Source organism: Microbulbifer variabilis (genome assembly GCF_020524905.1).
GTDB classification, from domain to species: domain Bacteria; phylum Pseudomonadota; class Gammaproteobacteria; order Pseudomonadales; family Cellvibrionaceae; genus Microbulbifer; species Microbulbifer variabilis_A.
On record NZ_JAIVKI010000028.1, the window covers coordinates 1 to 22,892 of the forward strand.

Genomic DNA, 22,892 nt, shown 5'->3' on the forward strand with positions numbered 1-22,892 from the left:
GCGCCGCGAGATAGTCCGCCTGTGAAGTGCCCGCCGCGATGTCGGCCTCCCCCTGCGTCCAGGTCACGGCCTGGAAACTGGCCGAGGCCAATGCCTGTTTGGCGATACCTTGGGCGGCGGCAGCCTGCGAGATCGCCGCCTCATACATGCCCGTCGTTCCGCCCTTGCTCAGCGCAGCGATAGTTTCGCCACTGTCACCATTGTTACAACCGAGCAACCGGTAGCTGAGGTCTTCATGACCCAGTCCATTCTCGCTATGGATCAATTCCTTGATAAAACCGCAGGTGCCGTAGATTGGCGACTCGCCCCGCGCAGACCACTGGGTGTTTGAAACGGTAAGCGGCAGCGCCGCGCTCGGGCTGGATGCGTGCGCCGGAAAGCCCACGTTATCGTATTCCTGCGTGAGTGTGATTTCTCCATCCGATCCCCCGGCCAGTGACTGGCCGGCATTGCAGATATAGTTGAGTGAATGGCTGTAAGTGCCCGATAGACGCACGCTTTCCGTATCAAAGCTCTGCAGCGCCGGTATTTCGACCGTGCCATCATCCCTGACACCCAGCGCAATCTGGCCGCCCGCATCGGTCAGCACGAACGCATAGCCGGGATAACCAAAGACATCTACGATTTCGTTACCGGCATTGTCTGTAATCTCCAACACCGGTATGGCGACCGTGCCATCATCCCTGACACCCAGCGCAATCTGGCCGCCCGCATCGGTCAGCGCGAACGCATAGCCGGGATAGCCCGAAGCCCCTACGAATTCACCACCGGCTATTTCGGTATCCGCCAGCGCGGGTATTTCGACCGTGCCATCCTCGCGGATACCCAACGCAATCTTGCCCGCTTCATCCGTAATAATGTACTCATATCCCGGCGCTGAGCCGGCGGTGGCGAGTGGCGTTAGCGCCTTGCGGTTTGCAATAATCGAGGCGGTGGGGTCATAGGGCGATTTCACCCAGGCCGTCCCATTCCAGCCGTACAACCCATTATTTTCCTCGGAGGCATCATTCCAAACTTCTGCCAGCTCACTGCCAGGGGGCGCGCCGGCAGCATCCAACGCGACCTTGGTTTGGAAGGACATGCGCCCCTGCGCCAGCGCCAGCACTGCAGCCAAGTGGTCCTGAATGGCCTTGCTGATGGTCGGTTTTCTAATGCCCTCCACCTCCACCGTGCTGAACTCATCACCAGCTAAAATTTCATTCAGGACATCAACGCTATTTTGCAGCTCCGCCACCGAACCAAAAAAAGTGCTCATAAAGTTATTCCTGATAACTATCCACAGCGTGGGCCACGCCCCGGCTAAATTGTTGAATGGTGTTCGGGTCCAGCAGGCCCGCGACGGTCTGCTCTTCGGTGAGCACAATCCGGTCTTCTATTTCCATGCGCGCGCTGTATTCCCAGATACGGGGGGCCAGTGGCCTGCAGTCGCTAAGGGGATGGGTAATAAAGCGCATCTTGTGGGGGATTAGCCCCTGGGGTGTGAGTACCTCGGCACTAAACCAGGCAATCGCATCGGACAATGCGTGGGTGACAAAACCCTCGAAAATAGCGGCCTTATTGGCTGTTAATCGCCACTTAACAGGGAGCTCCGTGGGAACCCTGGCAAATCTGCGCCGCTGCCGTGCGCGACCGCTGACCATTTCCGCGCGGATGCGGTTGTCCACTTTTTTCAGCGCATAGCCGTCCAGCTGCGGAGCCGGGAGCTCCGCAGGGTATTTAATTAAGGCCATGATTAATTTCCGGTGCGGGAAAGACTGTGGTAAGTGGATTCAAACGTATTGGCTACTTGGCCTCCCTCATGCACATCGGTCGAAACGATGTTAAGAACATCCTCTCGTGTAAGTCCTTGCGCACGCTCGACCTGCCAGCCTTTTTCACGGTCTTCTTTCAGAATGATGGTGATATTTCCCCCTGGGCAGCGGCCTTTTAACGCCTTGGTTAAATCGGCATTTTGATTTGGGGATAAAACCCGCTCGCCTTTATCCAGCAGGTAGGTGGATTCTTTCGGCACATAGTCGAGGCCGCCATGAGCGATGCCGGCAGGTTCTTTGATACTGCTCAACTGGTTGGCTATCTGTATGCCCTGAGTGGTTGCGCCGATAATAAATGGGATGTTTTGCGGGAAGCCGACCTTCGACGCCTCAGCAATGTTTTGCACCATGGCAGTGCCAGCCGTATAGACAGCCATCCCCATTTGCAGCGCCGCCAGCTTTTTATTGTGGGTACCAACGGCGGCCAGCAGTTGCTTGGCCCCACCGACGTAACTATTTAGCCTGGCCTTTTCGGCTGTCTCGTCAATCGCCTGGCGCTGCTGTTGATGTTTTTTTTCCAGCTCGGTCAGGCTGCGTTCGTATTCGTCGCGGGCAATAATCTTGCTGAGGTAAGCCTGATCCAGCAGCTGCATTTCTGCATCCTGCTGAAGCTGCAACTGCTCCATTTCACTGAGCCAGGATTGCTGCAGGGTTTCCACCCGCGCGGCGATACCCTCGCGCTCGGATTCGGTCAGGCCATCTTCCCCGCGCTCTTTGGATTGCTGACCGGCAATGGCATCGTTATATCGCTGTATTTCCCGCTCGGCATATTCTCGACGTAGAGCCTCAAGGGATTCATAACCTCGCCGGGTTAAATCCTGCTCGCCAACGTGCAGAGAGGCGATTTGCCGCAAGCGCTGTTCGTGATCGAGACGGATTTTCCCCTGGCGATCCGCCAGAAATTGGTCCAGCTGAATCAACTGAGCCGAACCCGCTTCCTGCTGACGTTTTAATTCGGCCGCAACGCGCTCCCGCTCGGCCTGCGCGCGAGCCTCAGCCGCTGCCTCCGAAACTTTCTTGCGCTCTTCCCGCTGTGCCATCGCCGCTTTCAGGTCGGCGTCCTTCATTTCCTGCAACTGCGCGCGGTATTTTGCAACGAGATGGCTCTGGTATTGAATCTGGACCTGTACACCATCCCGAGTGGCCTGTTGTAGCTGTTTTTGGTGATGCAGGTATTTCGCTTGCAGCTCGAAGTATTTATCCGCGCTCTGCTCCGCCTCAGTGGGCATCAACACGGTGCGCCACCAGCTCACCGCATCCGCGACAAAGCCAACACTCTTGGAAGCCTCTTCGGTCCTGCCCATGGCCTCCAGGAACTCTTGCCAGTTCTGGCTCAGGGTATCGACTTGGCCGGCTAGGCCGCCCGCCTCGGCAGAACCGGCGCCGCCCACCTGCTGGGCCAACTTGGCGAGAATAAAGCGCTGCGCTTCGGCTACGCGGCCGCTTTCCTGCATGGTCCTGATCTGTTCCTTTTCCACTTCGGTAAAAGAAACCCCAGAACGCTTGAGCGCAGTTAATCCCGTTGCTGGATCTTCCAGCGCCTTACCCAGCTGCAATGCTGCACTCTTGGCATCGCCACCCATCACCGCCGCCAGGTCTTGCGACAGCACAATGGCCTGATCAAATACATCGGTCTGCACGGACTTAAATGTCAGTAGCACCCCCTGTGCATCGCGTATGCCGGAAATACTGGCCAGGGTATTGCGAGCCACCGAACGGGCCTGCTCATCCAATTCGTCTGCCGTGCGGCCACTGGCATTACCGGTGGCTTTTAACAGCGCTTCGATCTTGAGCTGGCCCCGTTCCATTTCTTCGGCAGCGCGGACGCTCTTGTACATCAGCGCTGTGGCACCGGCGACAGCAACACCGAAACCAGCCCAGGCCAAACCGCCGCCTGTGACAAGGCCATTAACAGCACTGAGGCGACCGGCCACCCCACCCAGGGGACCGTCTATGGCGGCAACACCTTGGGCTGCACCACGCATAGAGCGACCGAACATATTGCCGGCGGCGCTGGTGGATTTCATTTCGCGGGTGAGCTGTTTATTGCGCGCGGCCGCCTGGGCCATCTCCCGCTTATATTGCGTGGAGCGCAGCTCCAGGTTCGCCACCATGGTGGCCATGGAAGTTTGTTTTGCCATTGCTCAACTCATGGAGTTCCAGATTGCGATTTGCTGCTGCACGGTTTTGGGTTTGTGCGGTTGAGGCAGGAAGTTAGAGACTTTGCCTCCCAAGGTACCGGCGGCAATGTGAGCTAGCTGCCACTGCTGAACTTCGGTGTGTAGTGGTCGCTCAGAGTGATATTCATACCAGTGGTCAAACTCGGTAGAACTCATAGAGCGCAACATATTGAAATAGTCAGGACGGTTAAAATCCCGTGCGAGCTGCCGGGCAAAGTGAAAACCCGGCACTAGCCTTTTTTTTCGGTTTCCTCGCTTTCTGTTTCGCTATCCGCTTTCTCAGTTTGGACATCGACGAAAAGCCCGGATAGCTTGGCAGCAGGGATATAGAGCTGGTCAATCAACTTAGGGGTAACGCTGCGGATTAATCCATGGTGAATATCTTCCAGTGAATCCTGGCAATCCGGCTTCATCCAGATGGCGTAAGCTACCAGCAGTAATTTTTTGCTCACCTCCCCTTTACGAAAAGCCCAAAGCTGGCCAAAATTTTCCAGCTCAGTTTCCGGCAACTCTTCATCCTGCGGCAATGGAATATCTTCTGTAGTCTTCTGCAGATATTCACAGCGGTGGTAGGCGCTCAGCTCAAATAACTCCACTTCCTGCTGGCCAAATACAACGGTTTCGGATTCTAAAATAGGGGTAGGAACTAAATTCATTGTTAGCTGCCTGCGGTTACTGTGGGTTTACCGGAGATTTTGAACTTCACGGTGCGAGTGATCTTGTCATCCTTGGGCACTGCCTTACCCCAGCCGGTAATATGGCCGGTAAACTCTACTGTCGTGCCTTCAGGATATTCAATCTGGTAATACTTATTGGTATCTGAATCGTAATCTGCCCGCAGTGCCAGCTGGCCGCTATCTGTTTCTTTCCAGATCAAAGTAATGGAAACCTCGCCGGCATCACGTAAGCCTGACGGATCGTAATCCATATACCCGCTGGTACCATCAATCGGCGTCATCTCAACAGAACCGCGCGACTCCTCGCCGGGGTCGATATCCAACATGCCCGCCACTGGCGTATAGGAGCTGCCATCATCACTGCGGGAAAATTTTGTTTTATAACCTTGTGCCATAGCTAAGACCTTATTGAGTTGTTGAGTTAAAGGGCTGATGGATCAGTGGAATACTGGGCCCTGTAGGTCAATCGAACCTCGCCCAGTGGGTGATCCTGATCCAGGGCAAACTGGGTTTGGCTGAGTAGGAATAAGTCACAGGTGTTGCCCAGAGTGGCATCATCTTGCAGGGCGCTCTCAATATCTGCAGCCGCTTGATCCAGTGCGGCATATATATCGCCATCGCTCTTTACTAACGCGGCAATAGTCAGATCCAGCTGCCGACTGGTACCGCCATACATTTCGTGCTCGATGTTTTCAGTAGCAAAGCCCACCACAATGGCCGGCAGCTTTTTTGAATCTATTTCTTCTGTGGTGCCAGGGGGTGGAAATGTGTAATCGGATAGAGTTTGCAGCTTGCTTAAAACGGCATCACGGACTGCCATGCGTTGGGTCATTGGAGAACCTCTAGGAATTTTGGTAGTGTTCAGAATTCTGTGTCATTTCTTTATCATCGACCAAAAAGAGATGACCTATGACAAAACCAACCTTCGATATGGATGCCGCCGTCAAAGCACTGCGTGAGGGCAAAGACCTCAGTGGCAAGGACGGTATCCTCACTCCCCTGATCAAACAGCTCACTGAAGCCGCCATGCGGGCGGAGCTGGAGGAGCACCTCGCCAACGAGGACAACCCCAATCGCAAGAACGGCCGCACCTCCAAGACCATGAAGAGCCCCGCGGGCACCTTCGAGCTGGAAACACCGCGCGATCGGGCTGGCACCTTCGAACCGCAGATCGTCAAGAAGCACCAGACGCACCTAACCGATGAACTGGAGCGCAAGGTCATCGCCCTCTTTGCCCTGGGTAACAGCTATCAGGATATCCGCACCCACATCACTGACATGTATGACATGGAGCTTTCCAATGGCACCATCAGCGCGGTTACCGATAAGCTGCTGCCGGAGCTGCAGGCGTGGCGTGAGCGAGATCTGGAACCGGTCTATCCCATTGTCTGGCTCGACGCCATCCACTACAAAATCAAAGAAAATGGCCGCTATGTCAGCAAGGCCATTTATACCATTCTGGCTCTGAATATCGAGGGCAAGAAGGAACTTCTGGGGCTGTACCTATCCGACCAGGAAGGCGCTCACTACTGGCTGAGCGTGCTCACTGACCTACACAATCGCGGGGTTCAGGATATCCTGATCGCCTGCGTAGACGGCCTGAAAGGCTTCCCCGAGGCCATCGAGAGCATCTTCCCCAAAACTGAGATCCAGCACTGCATCATTCACCAAATCCGCAACTCGCTGAAGTACGTTGCCTCCAAGAACCAGAAGGCCTTCATGGCTGACCTCAAGTGCGTATACAAGGCGGCAACCCTGAATGCTGCTGAGAGCGCGCTGGATGAGCTCGAAGCCAAGTGGGGCGACAAGTATCCGATGGTCATTAAATCCTGGCGCAGTAAGTGGGCGACACTGTCTGCTTACTTCAAATATCCAGACTATGTGCGCACCGCGATATACACGACCAATGCCGTTGAGGCGGTCCACCGCCAGTTCCGCAAGTTGACCAAAACCAAAGGCGGCTTCGCCAGCGAGAACGGCTTACTTAAGCTACTGTACGCCGGTATACTCAAGGCCTCTGAACGTTGGACACACCCGATTCAGAATTGGAACCTGACGCTGTCGCAGCTGACGATTCACTTCCCGGACCGTTTGGAAAAACACATCAGCCTATGAGGCTATATGGCTGACACAGAGTTCTGAACACCCTCGGAATTTTGGGCATAAAAAAACCCGCTGGTGCGGGCTTGGAAAACTACAGTTCAGCAGTACCTTTTTGTACAAAATAATCTTTGATGAAATCTAAAACTCACTAGGGCTTAAAAATCCTGGAAAAATAAAATAAGGTTCGAACTCTAAAGCACCCCGACCCTCTTCGCCCGAATCTACAGTCCCAATTATGATTTTTTTATAGAGAGATATCCCATACTTTTCTGTCAATAGAATCTCCAAAGATTCAGCATCATCAAAAGCATTAACAACAAACACTACAATCAACTCATCATAATTTTCACTTACATTAATTCTATCAATAGAACGACTTAACCAACCTAAAGCCTGAATAGGAGAAAGAACTACCTTAACACAAAAAGCAATTTCTTTTCCTCTGGAAGTTACAACAAAATCAACTGGCTCATTAGTACCAATTTCAACATTTACGACAGGGTAGCGCATTGTAACCCAATCAAGCACTGCTTTTTCCAAAACGAAAGTTGATTCATGCAACGACGTCAATTGAACATGTTCTTTATTACGAGTTCGGGCAACATCTCTAACCTCTTCGATTGCCGCCTCAGATACTTCCGCAATCAACAACTCATTGGCATATTTAAGAAAATTCTCTGAACTGTACATATGAAAGCGCTCCACACCTGCGTGCTCGGCTATTTCACCAATTAGTTCTGGTCTTGGCGAAATAGTCTTCTCGCCGTTTTGCTTGACCTTCAACCACCAATCTTCCTTACTATCATCTGTAACAAATATCAAATTTGTTATTTCGTTATCCTTTGCATGATCTAAAATTTGCGACCATACTATGTAATCACTGTATTTCCTTTGGTAACTAAGATCCCCATATGAAAAAATGGGTTCACCTGACTTTTCTTTATCATCATCCATGTAACCTGGTGGAACTTTTGACTTAAATCGAGCTTCGGCCGTTTTTTCTAATACATTAACGGTATCTTGATCTTTAGGTTTTCCCCCTATCCTTCCTTTAAACAACTCATCCAACCTAACTCTAATTTGATCTTCACTTACTACACTAAAATGACTTTCTTCCAAACGGGCTAACTCAGATAAAAACTTTTCAGCCGCGTCATTTATATCCTGGATAAAAGAATCAGGCTCAATGGTAGAGTGACGCTTTTTTAGACTCAAACCATCCAACTCATTTTTTATAGCGGAAGTACCGTTACTTACAACCTTTCTTACTTCAGAAAATTTATTATTTTGACTTGCAATAACGTCGAGCCGATTTCGCTGATATTCTAGTGCGACGTGATATGGGATCCACACTCTTTCCTTTAGCTTCTCAATGACAGCAATTAATTGAGTCGTAGTAGTTTCTTGATATCTATACAGGCTAAGTAGAACATTTGTATCAAATACAAAAACTGCCTCTCCCCAAAGCTTTTTATACTCATCTTCTTGTAGGCCATAAAAGCCCTTAAATTCATCTCTCATAATCTACTATTATCGAATATCTAACAATTAATCAAAAAATTATTCTCATTGCATCCTATCCATTCTCAACAATTTAAATATCATTGGGAAGGGGTAGTTAAACACTACCCATCCACCTGCACCCGCCAAACAACCCCATCATCAGCCAGCCGCTTACGCACCCTATACGCCACACCACCAAGCGTAATCACCGCCCCTGAGCTGTAGGTCCCTACCTCACTCACCAGCAGGCTCAATTCAACACGCGGCACCCGCACGCGTTCCTCTTCTTCGAACTCGTCAACCTCCTGATCTTTTATCACACGGCAATCGATAGGCTCAGCCCCGCTACCGTCTGTATAAGTAGCGGGCTTGCCCCATTTACGAAACGCGCGCTCTGCGGCTCGTTGGTCCAGATCCATGGATCACCTAAGCCTTCACGGTGCCCGGTACGCCGGTAAATTTGACCGCGAGGCTGGTAACACCATCGCCGGCAGCCTCTGCAGCAAAGGCGGCGGGGCCAGTGATATCGCCGGTTGCGGCTGTTGCGGCGCTATCGTCAAAGGCTGCTGCAGAGATATCCCAGGTGAGCGACTCCCCCTGACTAATCACTGCACCGGATACCTTGGGCACCGTAAATACGCCATCAATAGCGATCACCCCGGATTCACCCACGGCGATATCATCCATCGCCACACCCAGCACTGCACCTACTGCTAGCACCTGGCCAGAGGTAATCAACGCGCTGGTGCTGTTGGTGTAATCCAGCATGCGCCCGTCTTGCATAAAATTAGTAGCCATTCTCTTTCTCTCAATCGAGTAAATTACTGAAAGCAAAAAGGCCGCGATGTGCGGCCTTTTTGGGTTCTTTAAGGTTTGATTCGGTTTGAACTGGGTATTAGGTCTTGGGCGTTTTCACCATGCCTTTTGCGTCCCAGGCCTTGGCAGCGGCATCCAGGCGGACTTTGAATTCCACCCCGTCGATATTCCATCCGTTTTGCTGTTCCAGCACTGGGGCTTGCTGGCCGTCCAGATAAAGCACTTCGATGGTGTCGTGCATATTCGGATCGGCACCCAGATACCAGCCGTTATGTCCGCTAAGGCGCGCATCAGAGACTACCTCTGCAATATTGCGCACGCTATTGGGAACGGTATTGGATTTCTCAGCAGCACCTACTTCAAACTCTGACTCCAGGGCAACTTTCGCTGCACCCTCATCGGCCAAGTCACAGATCAGGAATTTCGGGCGAATATTTAGGTAGGCATCGCCATCTTGCTGTTTACCCATCAATACCCGCGCTTTATCAATACTACTGGTATTGATACCTGCAGCAGCTGCAAGGTTTTTGTGATCGGCATGGAATAAGGCCTTGCCATCGGCCATCTTGGGATTGTTGAGCAGGATGCTAAATACCAGATCTCCCACAGTGCGCACGGCTGCTAAGCCCATCTTTTGCGGGATACGGGTAAAGGCCCCTAGGTCGTCATTGATCATGGCCTGGCGGGTAATACCGAACAACTCGCCATAAGTGGCCAGTGCTGCAGTCTCGCCACGCTCGCCCATGGTTACATATTTAAATTCTGCCCCCGGTGCTACCTGGCGCAATGAGGGGAAGCTGCCCAGATCGGTGCGGGTGGCCAGTTTGAAGTCACTGAGATTGCCGACACTGGTAAATTTCTGGAACACCTCCTGCGCTTCTTCATAGCCTTTTAACATCGCTTTATTGGCGATATTGCCGAGGACCGTACCGAAGTCACCGGAGCTATGGGTAAAGGCTGCAGCCACTACGCCCATTTTATCCAAGCCCGCTAAATTCTGTCCGTGGGCGTGCATAAACATGCGGGCAATTTCCAGCATGGTATAGCCGGCCATACTATTCCCTTCGGCGCGCTTCTCGCCAAAAGCACGCATGGCAATGGCATTCTCAGCATCCGCCTTGATGCGCTTGATACCCTCACCTTCCTGCACCACTACGCTGTAGCTTTGCACCGGGGTTGGGGTTTGGTTGCCCAGGGCTGTGAGCAGCTGGTCTTTGGCTTTTTCAGCGGTGCAGTCCATATCATCCAGGCAGGATTGCATTACCGTGCTGTGCGCCTCGAAGCCTTTAAAAACGGCTTTAATAGTGTCTTTGCGTTTTTTCTCATCCGCTGCAAATTGTGCTCTGGCACTGGCTTCGATCTGCGCTTTCATTTCTGGGGTAACCTCGGTCGCAGCGGTTGCAGCTGGCGTGGTGGAGGTAGTGTTCGGCATGGCTTGCGCCTCCTCGGTTTGGGGTGAGTTGTCTGCAACCGCAGACGGGAATCTAAATTCAGTGGACCCCTGCATAACCAATGCATTAATGGCTTGAGGGGTATTTTTGAATTGGTTTAAGTGATCGGCACTGAAGCTGGCAGCCATTTCCATTGCTGCGGTGGTATCGGTGGCAAAACCGGCTTCCACGGCTTCGGCGCCGGTATACCAAGTCTCGTCATCCATCACTTGGCTAATTTCCTCATCGGTCATTCCGGTGCGGGAGGAATACAGGCTTTTCATGGTGGTTTTGACTTTCGCCAACAGGCTCTTGGTTTTTTCCAGGGCACGTTCATCGCCTCGCACACCGGCACTGGGGTTGTGCACCATGTAATAGGCGTTCTCGGCAATATGGACCGTATCCCCAGCGAGCGCGATCACGCTGCCCATACTGGCTGCGATACCTTCAATCCAGGTTTCCACCTCGGCTTTATGATCTTTGAGCAGGTTGTAAATGGCGGTGCCATCGAATACATCACCACCGGGGCAGTTGATGTGCAGGTTGATCTTGCTGACATCCCCAAGCGCTTTGAGATCGCGGGCAAAGTCTTTTGCAGTCATATCCCAGTAGCCAATGTAATCGTACAAATAGATATCGGCTTCACTGGTATTGGCAGCGGCAGTAATGCTGTACCAGGATTTTTTAGGCATTGCGGTTTCCTATTTAGAGTCGGAGTCAGACTCGGAGCCGGACTCAGTTTTTTCTGCGGGGACCGCAGCGCGTTTGCTTGGGGTGGTAATACCGTTCTCTTGCAACTTTTTCTGCCAGGCTGCGGTTTGCTTGATCACATCATCCGGCTTTTTGCCGCGGCGACGGATGGTCTGCTGTGGGCTGACCAGTACATTTTCCAGCAGGGTTTCATCAGCGCTGGCTTCGTGGGCTGGATTAATCCAGGGCATCACTGGGGTAATAAAATCGACATGCATCAGGGTGGCCGGGTCTACATCAGCAGGCACTTGAAAGGCGTCTGCTAATAAACCCATTTGCACCCAGCGCCGGGTGACCGGCTCTACGATCTCCTCGCAGAATTCCAGGCTGAGGGTTTCGTAATTGGCCCACTGTTCCACCAGTTCCTGGCGCTGCGCACTATAAGTCCCGTTGTAGTTTTTGCTGATACTGCTAAAGCTGGCCATGGTGCCGGCGGCGGCCATGCGGTGCATGGTTTCTAAAAACGGGGTTAGCAGGCCACTGGGGCGATTACTTTGGATGGTGCCGACAGATTCCCCTGGGCGGAGATCGTCATAGATGGCACCGGCACGGATATCGAGAATGCGCTTTCCTTCGCTATCCCAAGCATCATCGTGCTCATAAGTATCAGGGCTACCCTTCTGAATAAAGCCAACCATGGCCGAGGCAATCTTGGCGGCAACGCGCTCGTTTTCTTCATAGTCTTTGATATCGTTGAGGCGATTCATCACCGCGGCAAAGATGGAGACTCCCCGGCTCTGGTGCAGCCTGCGCACAAATTTCAGGTGCTCGATATTTTCTGCCGTGTGCCGCCTGCGCTTCATGCGCCAGTTCAGTGAGGCTCCAGGGTGCTCGTCGTAGAGCCAGAAGGCCTTGGCTTCGCCCCAGGCGGATTTCTCAATACCCTGCACTATGCGCTTGCTGGGCTCGTTGTAATCCACCGGCAAAAAGTCCGGTTCCAGGCATTCGATGGTGTAAGGCACCGGGGTGCGGTGCTTCAATCCAGGTACAGTGCCCTGTAAGTGCCGCAGCAGGGTTTCGCCATCGCGCAGCCAGGTATTGCACAGCAGCCGCTGGGATTTGCCCCAGCTAAATTGCCGGGTGCATTCCGGGCGCCGTGCCCATTCCTTGTGGGCCTCATTCATTTGACTGGCGAGGCCTTCGTGAATATCGCCATCCCAGGTCTTGGGCTGGAACTCCACATCGATACCGCGCGGGCCAACGATGTTGTTGACTAGGGTGGTGAGGATGCCAAAGGCAAAATCGTGATTTTGCTCCAGGTGCCGGGCCTGGCCGCGCAGGGTTTCCACACTGCCTTCAATCACTAAATCCCCGCTGCGGTTATCACCGGGATTTTTCCTCAGCCGGCTTGGCCGTGCCGCTTCATAGGCGGCGGCAATCTCCAGGGCACGGCGGGCTTGCACACGGCGCAGGGCAGCCTCGGGCGCAAAGAACCCGATAACAGAATCCAGTTTGTTCATGAGTAAAAGTTCGCGTAGGCGGGTCCGCGGCGTTTGCCGGCAGCCTTGAGTTTTTCTTGAAACGCACGGCGCTCCCACTCCTGACGGCCGGCGCGGATGTCCTGCAGGTTCTCTGCGGTAAATTGGCGGCCGTTAATCACCGTGGTTTTACCGGCGAGCACGTCTATCTCGGCCTCGATATAGAGGTCGACCATGGCTTGTGCGGTTTTAGACATTTAACTATCCAGTAGGGAGCCCACCGGCTGTGCTGGCCGGTGTGGTTTTTTCGGGGCTGGCTGAGGTTGATCCGGTGATTGATCCGATTCGCTAAACAAGGTGCGCTGGCCCAGCTGCGATTCGATGGTGGACCACTTTTTCTCGTTGTATTTGTGCATGCCCTTGGCGTGGGCTGCGTGTAGGGCGTAGACCTCGGTATCGGTGCCCTCATTGGGCCTGCCGGGGCGCTGCTGCCAGGTTTCCCGGCCCTTGTGTTTTTTGCTGGGAGCTTTCACTTCGGCGGTGACCTGTTCCCAGTAGTCCTGCCGCACATGCTTGCAGCTGTGCATATAAGCACTGGTGCCGAGCAGACGCTTGGCGATCAGATCCTTGGCCTTATGGGTGCCCACCATATAAACCCGAACCCCGTGGCGGTCGGCCTTGGTGCGTCGCTTGGGATTGTTGTAATCCACCTGCCTAGGTTGGGAGAAAATTTCCTTGGTGCCGAAGTCGTTACTGTCGCCCTTGATGGCCATCACCAGCACGCCGCGATGTTTTTTATCGCGGGTTCTCACCCAGTGATACACCGCGTTGCTGGTACCCCCATCGGAGGAGTCGATACTGACCGCTGCCGCGCGGATCTCACCAAAGCGTTCGTGCTTAAAAGGCTGGAATACCAACTTGTCCAGGGCATCCCAGCAGTCGTCACGCTTGTCGGCGGTATCGCCGTCGATTTCACCCCAGAACATCTGCCAGCTTTCTTCATTGCGACCGAAAGCGCGGATGCTGATGGCGAGGCGATCGTGCTGCACATCGATGCCCACCGTTACCAGCAGGCCACCGGCGGGGCAGAATAATTCTGGGTAATCCTCGGCGGCTTTCTGCAGCTCCTCATGATCCAACAAACGGCTGGCGGCATACTGGTAGGGCCTGCCCAGTTTGTTGTTCTGGAATACGATGCGCGCGGATTCGTCGCCGCTTTTGGCTTCGTGTTCGGCTTCGAGAAAATCCCGCACCACATCGGCGAGGCCGGTACCGGGGATGCACACATAGAGTTCCGACAGCTCCATAAAGGTTTCTATCGGTTCGATTTCATCTTCTGCGAAATCCTCTCCGCATTGGGTTTTGACCCAGCCGGCAAAATCGTCGCCGTTCTCCCGCGCGGTTTTACAGGTCTGCAGGATATTGGCCTGGCGGCGGTAGTCATCCCACTCGCTGCCACATTCCGGGCAGCCATAAACTGCAGTATCAGGCTGGTGCAGGCCGAATACCGGATGCGGTATGCCCTCTTCTTTCTTCAGCCAGCGAACGTTTTCCCAATCCAGTACATGGGAGTCACCACAATCGTGACAGGTCACCGGCAGCACGCGCATGGTACCGAGCTTGGTGTAGTGCTCCACCTGGGAGAGATCCGCTACCGCCGGGGTGCCACCGATAATTAATTTCTTATTACGCATCCGCTTGAGGCGTTCGCGCAGGTGGCGAATGGAATCGCCCTGATCGCCAACATCTTTGTTGGTATCGTCCGGCTCCTCCACATAGCCCCGGCGGGCCGTGGTGGATTTCACATTGGAGATGGAGTTGGAGCCGATGGTGCGCACCTCGCCACCGGGGAATTTCTTGCGCGTTGAGCGGCTGCCGCCCTTGCGGCTGGTGGTGACATCGATCACCCGATTCACCGCTGGCGATCCTTCGATAATCGGCACCAGCTTTTCATCCATAAACAGCCGGCCTTTCTCATCCTTGGGAAACAGCATCAGGATGCGGGCCGGGTCGGTGACGGCGACCTTGCAGATATCGGTGGCCAGCAGAACCGTCCAACCGATTTGCGCGGCCTTCTGCATCACCACCATCCACGACACGGGATTATCCAGTGCGTGCATCACGCCCCAGAAATAAGGCACATAGTCGTTGCGGTAATAGCCGGCGTTATCGCTATCCTCCGAGGGCAGTTTGATATTGTCTGGCAACCACTCGATCAGTGGGATTTTAGGCTGCGGTATCCAGGCCGGGCGCACCTCCTCCACCAGCCTCTTCAGATTCAATCTCGTAACTTCCAATAGCTTTGAGGGCAGCGTCAATGTTTGGCTGTAGGGGTTCGCGGTCGACGGTAATGGCATGCTGGCTCTCGATAGCAATCACGATGCTTTCCACCGCTCCTAAAAATTCATTCTTGCCAATGGTGGACCACTCCACCATCGCCTTGCGTACAGACTCAATATCGACAATCAGCTGATCATCTTTATACAGCTCACGCATTTTTAGCTGTGCGTTCACTTCGGATTCAATTGCCTGGGCCATATCTCGGCGACTACGAGCATCGCTAACCTGACGGCCTGCCGCTTCTGTACGCAGCCGCTCGCAGTATTCCTGTAGCCAAATTCTGAAACTGGCACCTTCAGTAAAAAGCTGAGCTTTGTAGTGCTTGGCAATTGCCGGTTGAGTAGCGCCAACCAAACGAGCAAAACCCGATTGAGTGGCCTGATCATCAAGAGAGATATCACCAGCCAAGGTATAACCCCCTAGGAAATTTTAGATATCTGTTAAGAAAGCGGGGTCCGAATCACCCGTGTGTTGGCCCCCTCAGGAGGACCCGTTCAACGTCTTTTTGCGGTCGCAATCGCATGGTCCATGGCCTTATCAAGCTCTAATGGCAAATGCCTACGGGCTATGCCTTCAGCTATTCGAATAAAAGGGAATCGCTTGCGGTAGTCTGGCTTCCCCTTGAGAAATATCAGAATGGGCTTAACCGTTGGCCGGCGCTTACCGCCTGCCCTCTTCCAAACGCCTAAGACACCATTAACTTTGCCAACGAAATATTTCCCCTTTTTACCCTGCGCACTACCTGCCCCCCTTGTAGAGCCAGGGTTACCCCGTAATTCAGCCAGGATTTTTTTATAAGTTCCGACCGAGATATTCCCGTGCTTGTTTAATCTCGCCGCCTCGCCATGCACCACATACATACCAGCAGGCAGGACACCCATGTGCCGCAGGGCACGCTCAAAGCGCTTGTCGTTTCGGTTCACATCCATGACCGACGGGGCCAGATATTTGCTTGGTGCTGTGCCGTTGGAAACCTGATCACGGATAAAGACTTTGGCAATTCCTGAGCGCTTCGTGGCTTTCTTTACCAATACAGAGTTCAGCGTTAACTTTGCAGGGTTTGTAAATACACGCCCCATCGCTGAGCGCTCTTCTCCCCGTATACGAAAGGCCACGTTATTTAGGGCAATCGAGCTGGCATAAGGTAATTGCTTTTTTAATTCAGCCGATGCTCGATCAAACTTTGAGGTATCCAGCTTCACACTAACCTGCATCAGGATTCCTCCTGCTGCCTTTCCTGCAGCTTCAAGCGCTTGTGGTTGTAATACCAATTCACAATGAACCCACTCAAAGCAATCAAGAAACCACCCACCGCCAATAACTCTTGTGCTGCATATCCACCGACTACCGCTGTACCCGCAGCAACCGTAGTGGTTGCACTGGCGACCTTCTGAACCATGGCTTCCCTCGCTGCCTCTTGAGCTACAGTGTTCACCGGTTAACCTCACTCACCCACGACTTCACGAAATAGAAGCCGATGATGATGCTGTAAGGCTGCACAACCACATCAACCAGCAGGCCCTTCAGGTCTGCTACAAAAGGGGCCTTGAAAGCCATGGCCGCCGCAATAAATAAAACCAGCAGCGCCCAAACCAAGGTCACCAGAAAGGCAATTAATCGTCGTGCCCGGTTCTGCGGTTGCGTGGCTTCCAGGTACTTGAGATACCAACGGGATTTTTCCTCATTGGTAAACCACACCGCATCCACAGTATTTACAGTGGCATCCAGCACCTTGCTCGCAGACTCGGGGCCAGCAAATAAACCCTTAACTCCAGACCAAATACCCATCACGGATACTCCGGCACATAGTGCGTAATTGTCAGGTCAAACTCAGGCGGCAGCAGCTCTCGCAACTGTTGCATTGCCTTACGGGATTGCATCACCCACCAGCCACCGGGAGCCAGGCCAGAACCAATACCAATACAGCCCTGCACATCTGCCGAATAATTAGCGGTGTGGATTAATATCTTTGTACGACCAGGGACTTCCTGCAGCTCCCACACATTCGGGAACCTAGGTGAGTTATAGGGATTACAGGAATAAACCCCTTCAGGAATACAGCTCTCGAATGGACGATTACCCAGCCACGGGCGCTCTACCGTATAAAACACACAGTCACGCACTCTCAGCCGCCCCAATGTGGCATCAGGCCCATAGGCGAATCGTTGCAGATTGCAGTTCATGAATTTCCGCTCGCAGAGCTAAGGAATGAAAAAACGGCGCCCACAAGAACGCCGCCAAGTACAGGTGATGGAGCAATGAAAAATAGAAAGTCAGAAACGAAAAAACCCGGCTGGGGGAGCCGGGTTTCTGTTGCAAGCGGAAAAACCGCAAGCTAGAAAAAAAGTACCATCCTGGGTCAAAGTCTGTCAACCCACTTTCAGAAACTTTTCTTTGTAACTCTCCACAATCTCAGAAACAGGGCCCAAAGCACGCGCTGGTAGCGGGTCCAAACGCCTCTGTAATTTACGCCAAATATTCTTCCACTCCAGATCCCAGGTGGATTTATTACAGCCAACAATAGCGCGGGCCTGCTTCACATCCACCTTACGCCCATTCACATCCCGCAACGCACTCGCACTAATACAAAATAACGCCAACTGGCTAACCTTATCCCTCGGGTGCGGCTCCTCCCACTTATCGAATTCAGACATCAAGTATTGCAACAGCGCCGCCCGCTCTTTAAATCTTTTTGCCGGTGGCGCATAGGCAGCCATGCCCCAGCAGTAAGCCAGTGGATCACTTTGTCTCAGCTTGGCAACCACGCTCTGAATGATTCCCTTCTCACAGGAATCCATAACCCGGCTACCGCTACCCTTGCCCACAATCGTTTCAACACCACTCACCCGAGGCGCATCAATGCGGCAAATCACCTGATTAGCCTCTCCCTGCACCTCACCCCGAATAATTAATTTCCGCCCTCGCCGAGCCTTTGAGGTGACCGTGCTCCTATTGCCCATAGCCTCATAATCAAACGCCGCCGCAGAGCCATCAAAGGCATCATGCCAAGCCTGTCTCGCTGAATCGAATCTCATGTCACCTCCCCAAGACTGTAAACACTAACCTCAACTGGCCCCGCCGGGCCCTATCACGCAGCCACCTGAAAACTATCGAAATGCTCCTGAAAAACCTTCCTCGCCACATGCAAATTATCCCGGTGGAAAGTCCCCAGATAATCCTCATGCACCTCTCGGATTTTATTTTGAGTCACCACCGTATGAGCAAACACCAGATCCACTTGGCGCGGGTTATCCGTGCGGAATGCCGCCAATGGCCGGCTGGCTACAGTTTTAGAAATTCGCTCTTTGGCCTCGATAAGTGTCACAACGGTCATAGCTATCGCTCCTTGATGTTTCGTGTTTACCAGCTGGTGTCTGACAAGATTTCACCGATTGGACGGTCTCGCGTTCGCTGCTGGGGCACGGAGCGCTGTGGAGGAATAAACCTTTCCCGCCTCACCCAATTGCGCCACACTGCCAACCAATCGCACCGCACCCCCTGCTTGCCAGACTGAGATTTCCAGTAATCACCAAAGCTGGCCGCGATATCGTAGATCTGGTGCATCACCTCAGGGCGAACCTTGGCCGCCTCATCGTAGAATTCCTGGGTGAGCTGCCAATCATCGGGAAGGCGGGAACCACACTTGGATCGCGGGGCCTGCTCCTGGCAAACAGCAACCGCACCCCCCTGCTCACCCTCTCTCTGGTTATTTTCTAGATTAGTTACTTTCTTAGTATCTTTACTTTCTTGTGTCGGCAAATCCGGATACGGTAAACCCGTATCTGGTAAATCCGTATCTGGTAAATCCGTATCCGGTAAATCCGTATCCGGTAAATCCGTATCTGGTAAATCCGTATCCGGTAAATCCGTATCCGGTAAATCCGTATCCGGTAAATCCGTATCCGGGTTTTCAGGAAGTGGATCAGCTTCTTGTGGCGTATCAGAGATTTCATAGTCCGTACCGACTATTTTTCCCCGCTCACCACGCCGAGTAATGCGCTTGCAATAACCAGCATCAATCAACTCACCTAATAGCTTGTAGATCTTGTCCCTGCCCTCCTGAGCCTCTTTGGCTAGTGCCGAAGGGGAAACCTCCCAATGATCAGGCTTTGACAACAGATGCAGCAGCAAACCGCCAGCAGCAAAAGAAATACGGCGATCGCAAACAACGGAATTAGCAACCACCAAATAATTTGAAGACGGCCGAGCACTTCGACGAATCATGCAGCAGCCCCCCCGAAGAAAAATGAATGGGTCATTTTTTTTACCTATCCTTGATTTCACTATTCGTGCATAGCGAACTACACCCAACAGAAGCACCAAAGGCGCAGAGAAATGAATGCCGGTCTTTCCCGGCTGTCAGCGGTCTTTCCCGCCGTCATCAAAGCGGGCCGGGTTGGCGTCCCTCACCGGCCCTTCCTGTGGTTGTTTGAGATAACCCTGTACAAATCCCCATATACCGCAATGAATTAATCCCAACTTTCAATCACCGCAGAATGGCAGGACAATAAAATGGGGATTTGAAAATGATCGTTATTCTGGTTTCACCCACAAACCCGCACGGGCTTAACTTGCCTCCCGAACTTCTGCGGATACTTCAGAATCATTTTCAGCATCCAAGGGTGAGAAGATGTCAGGACGTAGGCGTTCCTTTGAAACAGCACCATTTGTCAGAACATCGATCTGTAGAGCCCGAGTAACGGGTATCCCTCGATTTTTCCAGTGGCTGACGGCCATAGAGGTCACCCCAATCTGCCCGGCCAGCCCCCGAGCGGAACCAAAGAACTTGATCGCATCATTGATTGCTTCAGACATGGTTAGAACCCACTTGTTTACACTTCAAGTATAAACATGTGGGTTCTGTCCGCGCAATAGGTGCGCGTGTAAACTTCGCGGTTATGGAAAAGAAACGTTCAGAAGAGTCAAAGTTAAAAGGGGCAGAATTTGAGCGCCTTGCAAGAGATGCAGGCATCAAATGGGCTGACCTTGCGCGCGAACTGGGCGTGAACCCACAGTCAATAACCCACTGGAGGAAACGAGGGGTTTCAGCGCCACACTCTGTTCGGGTTGCTCAACTACTAAACTGCAAGCCAACTGATATCAGCTGGGTCGCAGAATCTATTGCAGACTCCACAATACAAGGTATCCGTGCTACAAATTTTGATTACCTTATTGAGCGCTATGGGGAGTCTGTAATTGAAGATGAATTGTCTATTTTAGACCGAGGCACCGTACTTAGAATCATGCGAGAGTATGAGCATCTTGGCTCTCGTGATGCACGTAAAATTGAAACTGCTCTCAAGCTCCCTCAGGGATCACTTGACTACCCCCAAGTCCAGAAAGTTCTGGAAACCTCACCAGACTATGACAAAACAGACAAAGAGCAACTGCCAGTTGAAATTCAAGAGCTGATCCTACTAATCAAAGAAAAATCTAAGGAAGGTTCCTTTACAGCGGAGCACGCTGCCGTCCTGAAAAGCAACTTGCTCCTCATGGTCAAATAGCAGAAACTCTACACTCGATCTACAGGACTCATGGCTTGCCTTTTAACCAAGTACTCTAATGCAGCCTTCTCAGCTGGATGAACTGTTTTTTGTGTATCCACGATCTTTTTGCAACAATCAATCAAAAGATCGGTATCAATTTCCTGAGCTTTCATCACTCGACCAACTGCCAATTTGAATGATTGCAGTGACGGGACGTCATAGCTACGAAGCACTTTATCTACCATTTTAAAGTTGACCCGATCATCAGAGACTAGCTTTCGTAAGTATTCTGCTATGACATTTGCCTCCTCTTTTTTAAACTGTCCATCGGCCTTTGCAACAAAGTAAAGGATTTTCAGAACATCTGAAAACTCCAATTCAATAGTATCAATAACCCTTTCTGGTGATGCCTCAAATTTATTGATCAGAAAGTCTCTAACACTAGAAATACTCTCTCCAGTTTCTAAATCCATGCACTCTGAGATGCGATCAATCCGGAAAGTACGTGTAGCTCTCCGCAATTCACAGAAACCTATTACCATACCGCCAGATAACATCTCATCGAACTTTTTCACCTTCACAGATCGAGTCGTACTTTTCCCGTCGCCATCTGTATAGTCAATCTGCAAATGAGCACTGACCTCTATTGGCGCAGTAGCATCCCCAAAACTGCCTTCCCAGGCATCATAATTTTCACCAGAATCTATTTGCTCCTTAGTAGAAGTTTCCACTGTTCTCTGATGGCTACCTCTCAGCCGTTCATTTTCACGACGCACATTTTCTTCATGTTCAGCCCGGGCTCGAACAAAACGGTAACGCAGCCAAAGAGCAAACAGCACCCCACCCAGAATAAGAAACTCTTGAAGTCCCATAAAAACACTCCCTTGTTTTTCTAGCATGAGATTAAACATAAATTGCCAAAAATTACATAACCCACCTGTTGACAGCACATAACCCACTTGTTTATTCTCAGCTTATCAAATAACCATGTGGGTTACATGAAATGGCCTCGCAGCAAGAAATGGCGCCTATTTACAGACCGCTGGCCCCACGCCAGGCCGAAGCGCTTACCCATCGCGCCCGTGGACTCTCCAATCGCGAGACGGCCCAGGCCATGCAGTGCTCAGTCACGAACGTAAGCAACCTGTTGGCTGAGTGCTTTTACAAACTCCACGCCCGCAGCAGCACAGACGCAGTGGCCAAAGCGATAAAGCACGGATTAATTCATTTCGTCCTGCTCGCCTGCGTACTCAGCGGCATCAATGCAGATGCCCAAGACCAATTGCGCACCCGCTTCCAGCGCCGCCCCACAGTTCGAACCATTCGCATCCGCAACAACCGGGAGGGAATCGCATGACCGCCACCGTGTTTGTACATCCAACGGCCATGAGCAAAAACCATATCGACCAGCTGAAACGCCGTATCGATATCGCCAACACCGACCACAAAGCGAATATTCGCTTAGTGCAGCCAAAACCCACTTTTGCACGGCCAATACAAAACAATAACTGGCCCCCCTTTGGAGGTGATGCCGCATGAATACTTTCAGCCCAACCCAGAGCATTGAAACCTTACTCACCGTAGCCAAGGGGAACTCCGGCGCGAGTGAGGTAGCCGCTCAGGTTTTGCTTTCAGCCTGGAATAGCTGTGATTTTGCAGTTCCTGTTGCAAACCTCTCCCTGCTGGATGGCGACAACTACCAACACGCCCTCAATGTGATGAACCTGCGCTACCACGGGAGAGCACCACAAAGCGTGATTGCAGACGGCGATAAAAAAATGAATGCCCTCTGCCGCGAATGGAACCACCTGGCAATACAGAGGAAGGATGCAGCGTGAACGATAAAGAATTTTCCCCAGCGGATTACAGTGCCCACGCTTTTCTGGAAAAAGGCGTCCATCACATGCGCCACCGCGCCGAACAGCGCGATAGCGAAAACGGCGAGCGCTCTATGGCCAAAACCGTAAACGCATTTAACGCGCTTTACGGAAACCATCTAACCGAGGAAGAAGGCTGGATGTTTATGGTGCTGCTCAAACAGGCCCGCGCAAGCAGCGGCCTATTTGTAGCAGACGATTATGAGGACGGCGCAGCCTATTTCGGCCTAGCCGGCGAAGCCGCAGCAAAAGCCAGAGCCGCCTAATGAGTGAGTTCAGCCGAATCTTAGATCTGTACGTAGAACTACTGAACAAGGTAAAGCTGCAAGAAATTCAAATTGAGAGCATGCGCGAACAAATCGCCGCACTCTCCGAAACCATCCAGGGCCAAGCCCCACAACAGGAAAATCAGGAGGCAGCGTGAACCAGACAAAACCCTATACCGTCACCCAGGCCGCCCGAATGCTGGGAATGGGCAGGAATAACCTGCTGAAACTTCTC

Annotated in this window: 31 protein-coding genes; 7 read left to right on the forward strand and 24 right to left on the reverse strand. The window is 52.3% G+C overall.

What is annotated here, in order from left to right:
- The 7 genes from LC073_RS20265 to LC073_RS20295 all read right to left on the reverse strand — a co-directional run.
- A partial coding sequence (locus LC073_RS20265) for a hypothetical protein (protein WP_226649258.1) occupies window positions 1–1,255 on the reverse strand: 1,255 nt, incomplete at its 3' end.
- A 4-nt stretch (window positions 1,256–1,259) separates the two neighbouring features.
- A complete protein-coding gene (locus LC073_RS20270) occupies window positions 1,260–1,730 on the reverse strand; it encodes a hypothetical protein (protein ID WP_226649259.1) in 471 nt (156 codons plus the stop codon).
- 2 nt (window positions 1,731–1,732) lie between these two features.
- Window positions 1,733–3,952, reverse strand: coding sequence for a phage tail length tape measure family protein (locus LC073_RS20275; RefSeq protein WP_226649261.1), 2,220 nt, complete (start codon window positions 3,950–3,952; stop codon window positions 1,733–1,735).
- Between the two features lie 3 nt (window positions 3,953–3,955).
- Window positions 3,956–4,222, reverse strand: coding sequence for a phage tail assembly protein T (locus tag LC073_RS20280; protein ID WP_226649263.1), 267 nt, complete (start codon window positions 4,220–4,222; stop codon window positions 3,956–3,958).
- Window positions 4,222–4,647, reverse strand: coding sequence for a phage minor tail protein G (locus LC073_RS20285; protein ID WP_226649266.1), 426 nt, complete (start codon window positions 4,645–4,647; stop codon window positions 4,222–4,224). Before LC073_RS20285 ends, LC073_RS20280 begins: the two co-directional genes overlap by 1 nt.
- Before the next feature lie 2 nt (window positions 4,648–4,649).
- Window positions 4,650–5,063 (reverse strand): phage tail tube protein, encoded by a 414-nt coding sequence (locus LC073_RS20290; protein ID WP_226649268.1) that lies wholly within the window; start codon window positions 5,061–5,063, stop codon window positions 4,650–4,652.
- Window positions 5,064–5,089: 26 nt separating this feature from the next.
- Window positions 5,090–5,500 (reverse strand): hypothetical protein, encoded by a 411-nt coding sequence (locus LC073_RS20295; RefSeq protein ID WP_226649270.1) that lies wholly within the window; start codon window positions 5,498–5,500, stop codon window positions 5,090–5,092.
- Window positions 5,501–5,577: 77 nt separating this feature from the next.
- On the opposite strand from LC073_RS20295, the gene LC073_RS20300 reads away from it, so the two are divergent.
- Window positions 5,578–6,783, forward strand: coding sequence for an IS256 family transposase (locus LC073_RS20300; RefSeq protein WP_226649272.1), 1,206 nt, complete (start codon window positions 5,578–5,580; stop codon window positions 6,781–6,783).
- 126 nt (window positions 6,784–6,909) lie between these two features.
- Here the strand turns inward: LC073_RS20300 and LC073_RS20305 are convergent, their stop codons facing one another.
- From LC073_RS20305 to LC073_RS20380, 16 genes are all read right to left on the reverse strand, one after another.
- A complete protein-coding gene (locus tag LC073_RS20305; RefSeq protein ID WP_226649274.1) occupies window positions 6,910–8,292 on the reverse strand; it encodes a PIN domain-containing protein in 1,383 nt (460 codons plus the stop codon).
- Between the two features lie 104 nt (window positions 8,293–8,396).
- Entirely contained in the window at window positions 8,397–8,693 is a 297-nt protein-coding gene (locus LC073_RS20310) for a hypothetical protein (RefSeq protein WP_226649275.1), read from the reverse strand.
- Window positions 8,694–8,700: 7 nt separating this feature from the next.
- Entirely contained in the window at window positions 8,701–9,072 is a 372-nt protein-coding gene (locus LC073_RS20315; protein ID WP_226649277.1) for a DUF2190 family protein, read from the reverse strand.
- Window positions 9,073–9,169: 97 nt separating this feature from the next.
- Window positions 9,170–11,212, reverse strand: coding sequence for a ClpP-like prohead protease/major capsid protein fusion protein (locus LC073_RS20320; RefSeq protein WP_226649279.1), 2,043 nt, complete (start codon window positions 11,210–11,212; stop codon window positions 9,170–9,172).
- 9 nt (window positions 11,213–11,221) lie between these two features.
- Window positions 11,222–12,730, reverse strand: a complete 1,509-nt coding sequence (locus LC073_RS20325; RefSeq protein ID WP_226649280.1) for a phage portal protein — start codon at window positions 12,728–12,730, stop codon at window positions 11,222–11,224.
- Window positions 12,727–12,945, reverse strand: coding sequence for a primosomal replication protein PriB/PriC domain protein (locus LC073_RS20330; RefSeq protein ID WP_226649282.1), 219 nt, complete (start codon window positions 12,943–12,945; stop codon window positions 12,727–12,729). The genes LC073_RS20325 and LC073_RS20330 overlap by 4 nt, the downstream gene beginning before the upstream one ends.
- A complete protein-coding gene (locus tag LC073_RS20335) occupies window positions 12,946–14,970 on the reverse strand; it encodes a terminase gpA endonuclease subunit (protein WP_226649284.1) in 2,025 nt (674 codons plus the stop codon).
- Entirely contained in the window at window positions 14,915–15,436 is a 522-nt protein-coding gene (locus tag LC073_RS20340; RefSeq protein WP_226649286.1) for a hypothetical protein, read from the reverse strand. Before LC073_RS20340 ends, LC073_RS20335 begins: the two co-directional genes overlap by 56 nt.
- A gap of 86 nt (window positions 15,437–15,522) precedes the next feature.
- Window positions 15,523–16,242, reverse strand: a complete 720-nt coding sequence (locus LC073_RS20345; RefSeq protein WP_226649287.1) for a hypothetical protein — start codon at window positions 16,240–16,242, stop codon at window positions 15,523–15,525.
- Entirely contained in the window at window positions 16,242–16,463 is a 222-nt protein-coding gene (locus LC073_RS20350; RefSeq protein ID WP_226649289.1) for a holin, read from the reverse strand. The genes LC073_RS20345 and LC073_RS20350 overlap by 1 nt, the downstream gene beginning before the upstream one ends.
- Window positions 16,460–16,816: a hypothetical protein gene (locus LC073_RS20355; protein WP_226649291.1), complete on the reverse strand. Its 357-nt coding sequence runs from the start codon at window positions 16,814–16,816 to the stop codon at window positions 16,460–16,462. Before LC073_RS20355 ends, LC073_RS20350 begins: the two co-directional genes overlap by 4 nt.
- On the reverse strand, window positions 16,816–17,211 hold the full coding sequence (locus LC073_RS20360; protein ID WP_226649293.1) for a DUF5675 family protein: 396 nt from the start codon (window positions 17,209–17,211) through the stop codon (window positions 16,816–16,818). The genes LC073_RS20355 and LC073_RS20360 overlap by 1 nt, the downstream gene beginning before the upstream one ends.
- Before the next feature lie 186 nt (window positions 17,212–17,397).
- Window positions 17,398–18,063 (reverse strand): hypothetical protein, encoded by a 666-nt coding sequence (locus tag LC073_RS20365; RefSeq protein WP_226649295.1) that lies wholly within the window; start codon window positions 18,061–18,063, stop codon window positions 17,398–17,400.
- Between the two features lie 53 nt (window positions 18,064–18,116).
- Window positions 18,117–18,362, reverse strand: a complete 246-nt coding sequence (locus LC073_RS20370) for a hypothetical protein (RefSeq protein ID WP_226649296.1) — start codon at window positions 18,360–18,362, stop codon at window positions 18,117–18,119.
- 26 nt (window positions 18,363–18,388) lie between these two features.
- Window positions 18,389–19,252: a hypothetical protein gene (locus tag LC073_RS20375; protein WP_226649297.1), complete on the reverse strand. Its 864-nt coding sequence runs from the start codon at window positions 19,250–19,252 to the stop codon at window positions 18,389–18,391.
- Between the two features lie 342 nt (window positions 19,253–19,594).
- Window positions 19,595–19,843 (reverse strand): transcriptional regulator, encoded by a 249-nt coding sequence (locus LC073_RS20380; RefSeq protein WP_226649298.1) that lies wholly within the window; start codon window positions 19,841–19,843, stop codon window positions 19,595–19,597.
- An 83-nt stretch (window positions 19,844–19,926) separates the two neighbouring features.
- Here LC073_RS20380 and LC073_RS20385 point away from each other — a divergent pair, with 83 nt between their 5' ends.
- Window positions 19,927–20,532, forward strand: a complete 606-nt coding sequence (locus tag LC073_RS20385; RefSeq protein ID WP_226649300.1) for a helix-turn-helix domain-containing protein — start codon at window positions 19,927–19,929, stop codon at window positions 20,530–20,532.
- 8 nt (window positions 20,533–20,540) lie between these two features.
- Here LC073_RS20385 and LC073_RS20390 read toward each other — a convergent pair whose 3' ends face one another.
- Window positions 20,541–21,473, reverse strand: coding sequence for a hypothetical protein (locus LC073_RS20390; protein WP_226649302.1), 933 nt, complete (start codon window positions 21,471–21,473; stop codon window positions 20,541–20,543).
- Window positions 21,474–21,517: 44 nt separating this feature from the next.
- On the opposite strand from LC073_RS20390, the gene LC073_RS20395 reads away from it, so the two are divergent.
- Genes LC073_RS20395 through LC073_RS20415 form a run of 5 tightly spaced genes read left to right on the forward strand, consistent with a single transcriptional unit; the run spans window position 21,518 to window position 22,815 of the window.
- The gene (locus LC073_RS20395) at window positions 21,518–21,871 is read left to right on the forward strand and encodes a response regulator transcription factor (RefSeq protein WP_226649304.1); all 354 of its coding nucleotides are present in this window, start codon (window positions 21,518–21,520) and stop codon (window positions 21,869–21,871) included.
- The gene (locus tag LC073_RS20400; protein ID WP_226649306.1) at window positions 21,868–22,053 is read left to right on the forward strand and encodes a hypothetical protein; all 186 of its coding nucleotides are present in this window, start codon (window positions 21,868–21,870) and stop codon (window positions 22,051–22,053) included. Before LC073_RS20395 ends, LC073_RS20400 begins: the two co-directional genes overlap by 4 nt.
- Window positions 22,050–22,352 (forward strand): hypothetical protein, encoded by a 303-nt coding sequence (locus tag LC073_RS20405; protein WP_226649308.1) that lies wholly within the window; start codon window positions 22,050–22,052, stop codon window positions 22,350–22,352. The genes LC073_RS20400 and LC073_RS20405 overlap by 4 nt, the downstream gene beginning before the upstream one ends.
- A complete protein-coding gene (locus LC073_RS20410) occupies window positions 22,349–22,657 on the forward strand; it encodes a DUF6378 domain-containing protein (protein ID WP_226649310.1) in 309 nt (102 codons plus the stop codon). The genes LC073_RS20405 and LC073_RS20410 overlap by 4 nt, the downstream gene beginning before the upstream one ends.
- Window positions 22,657–22,815, forward strand: coding sequence for a hypothetical protein (locus tag LC073_RS20415; protein WP_226649311.1), 159 nt, complete (start codon window positions 22,657–22,659; stop codon window positions 22,813–22,815). Before LC073_RS20410 ends, LC073_RS20415 begins: the two co-directional genes overlap by 1 nt.
- The last annotated feature ends 77 nt before the right edge of the window (window positions 22,816–22,892 follow it).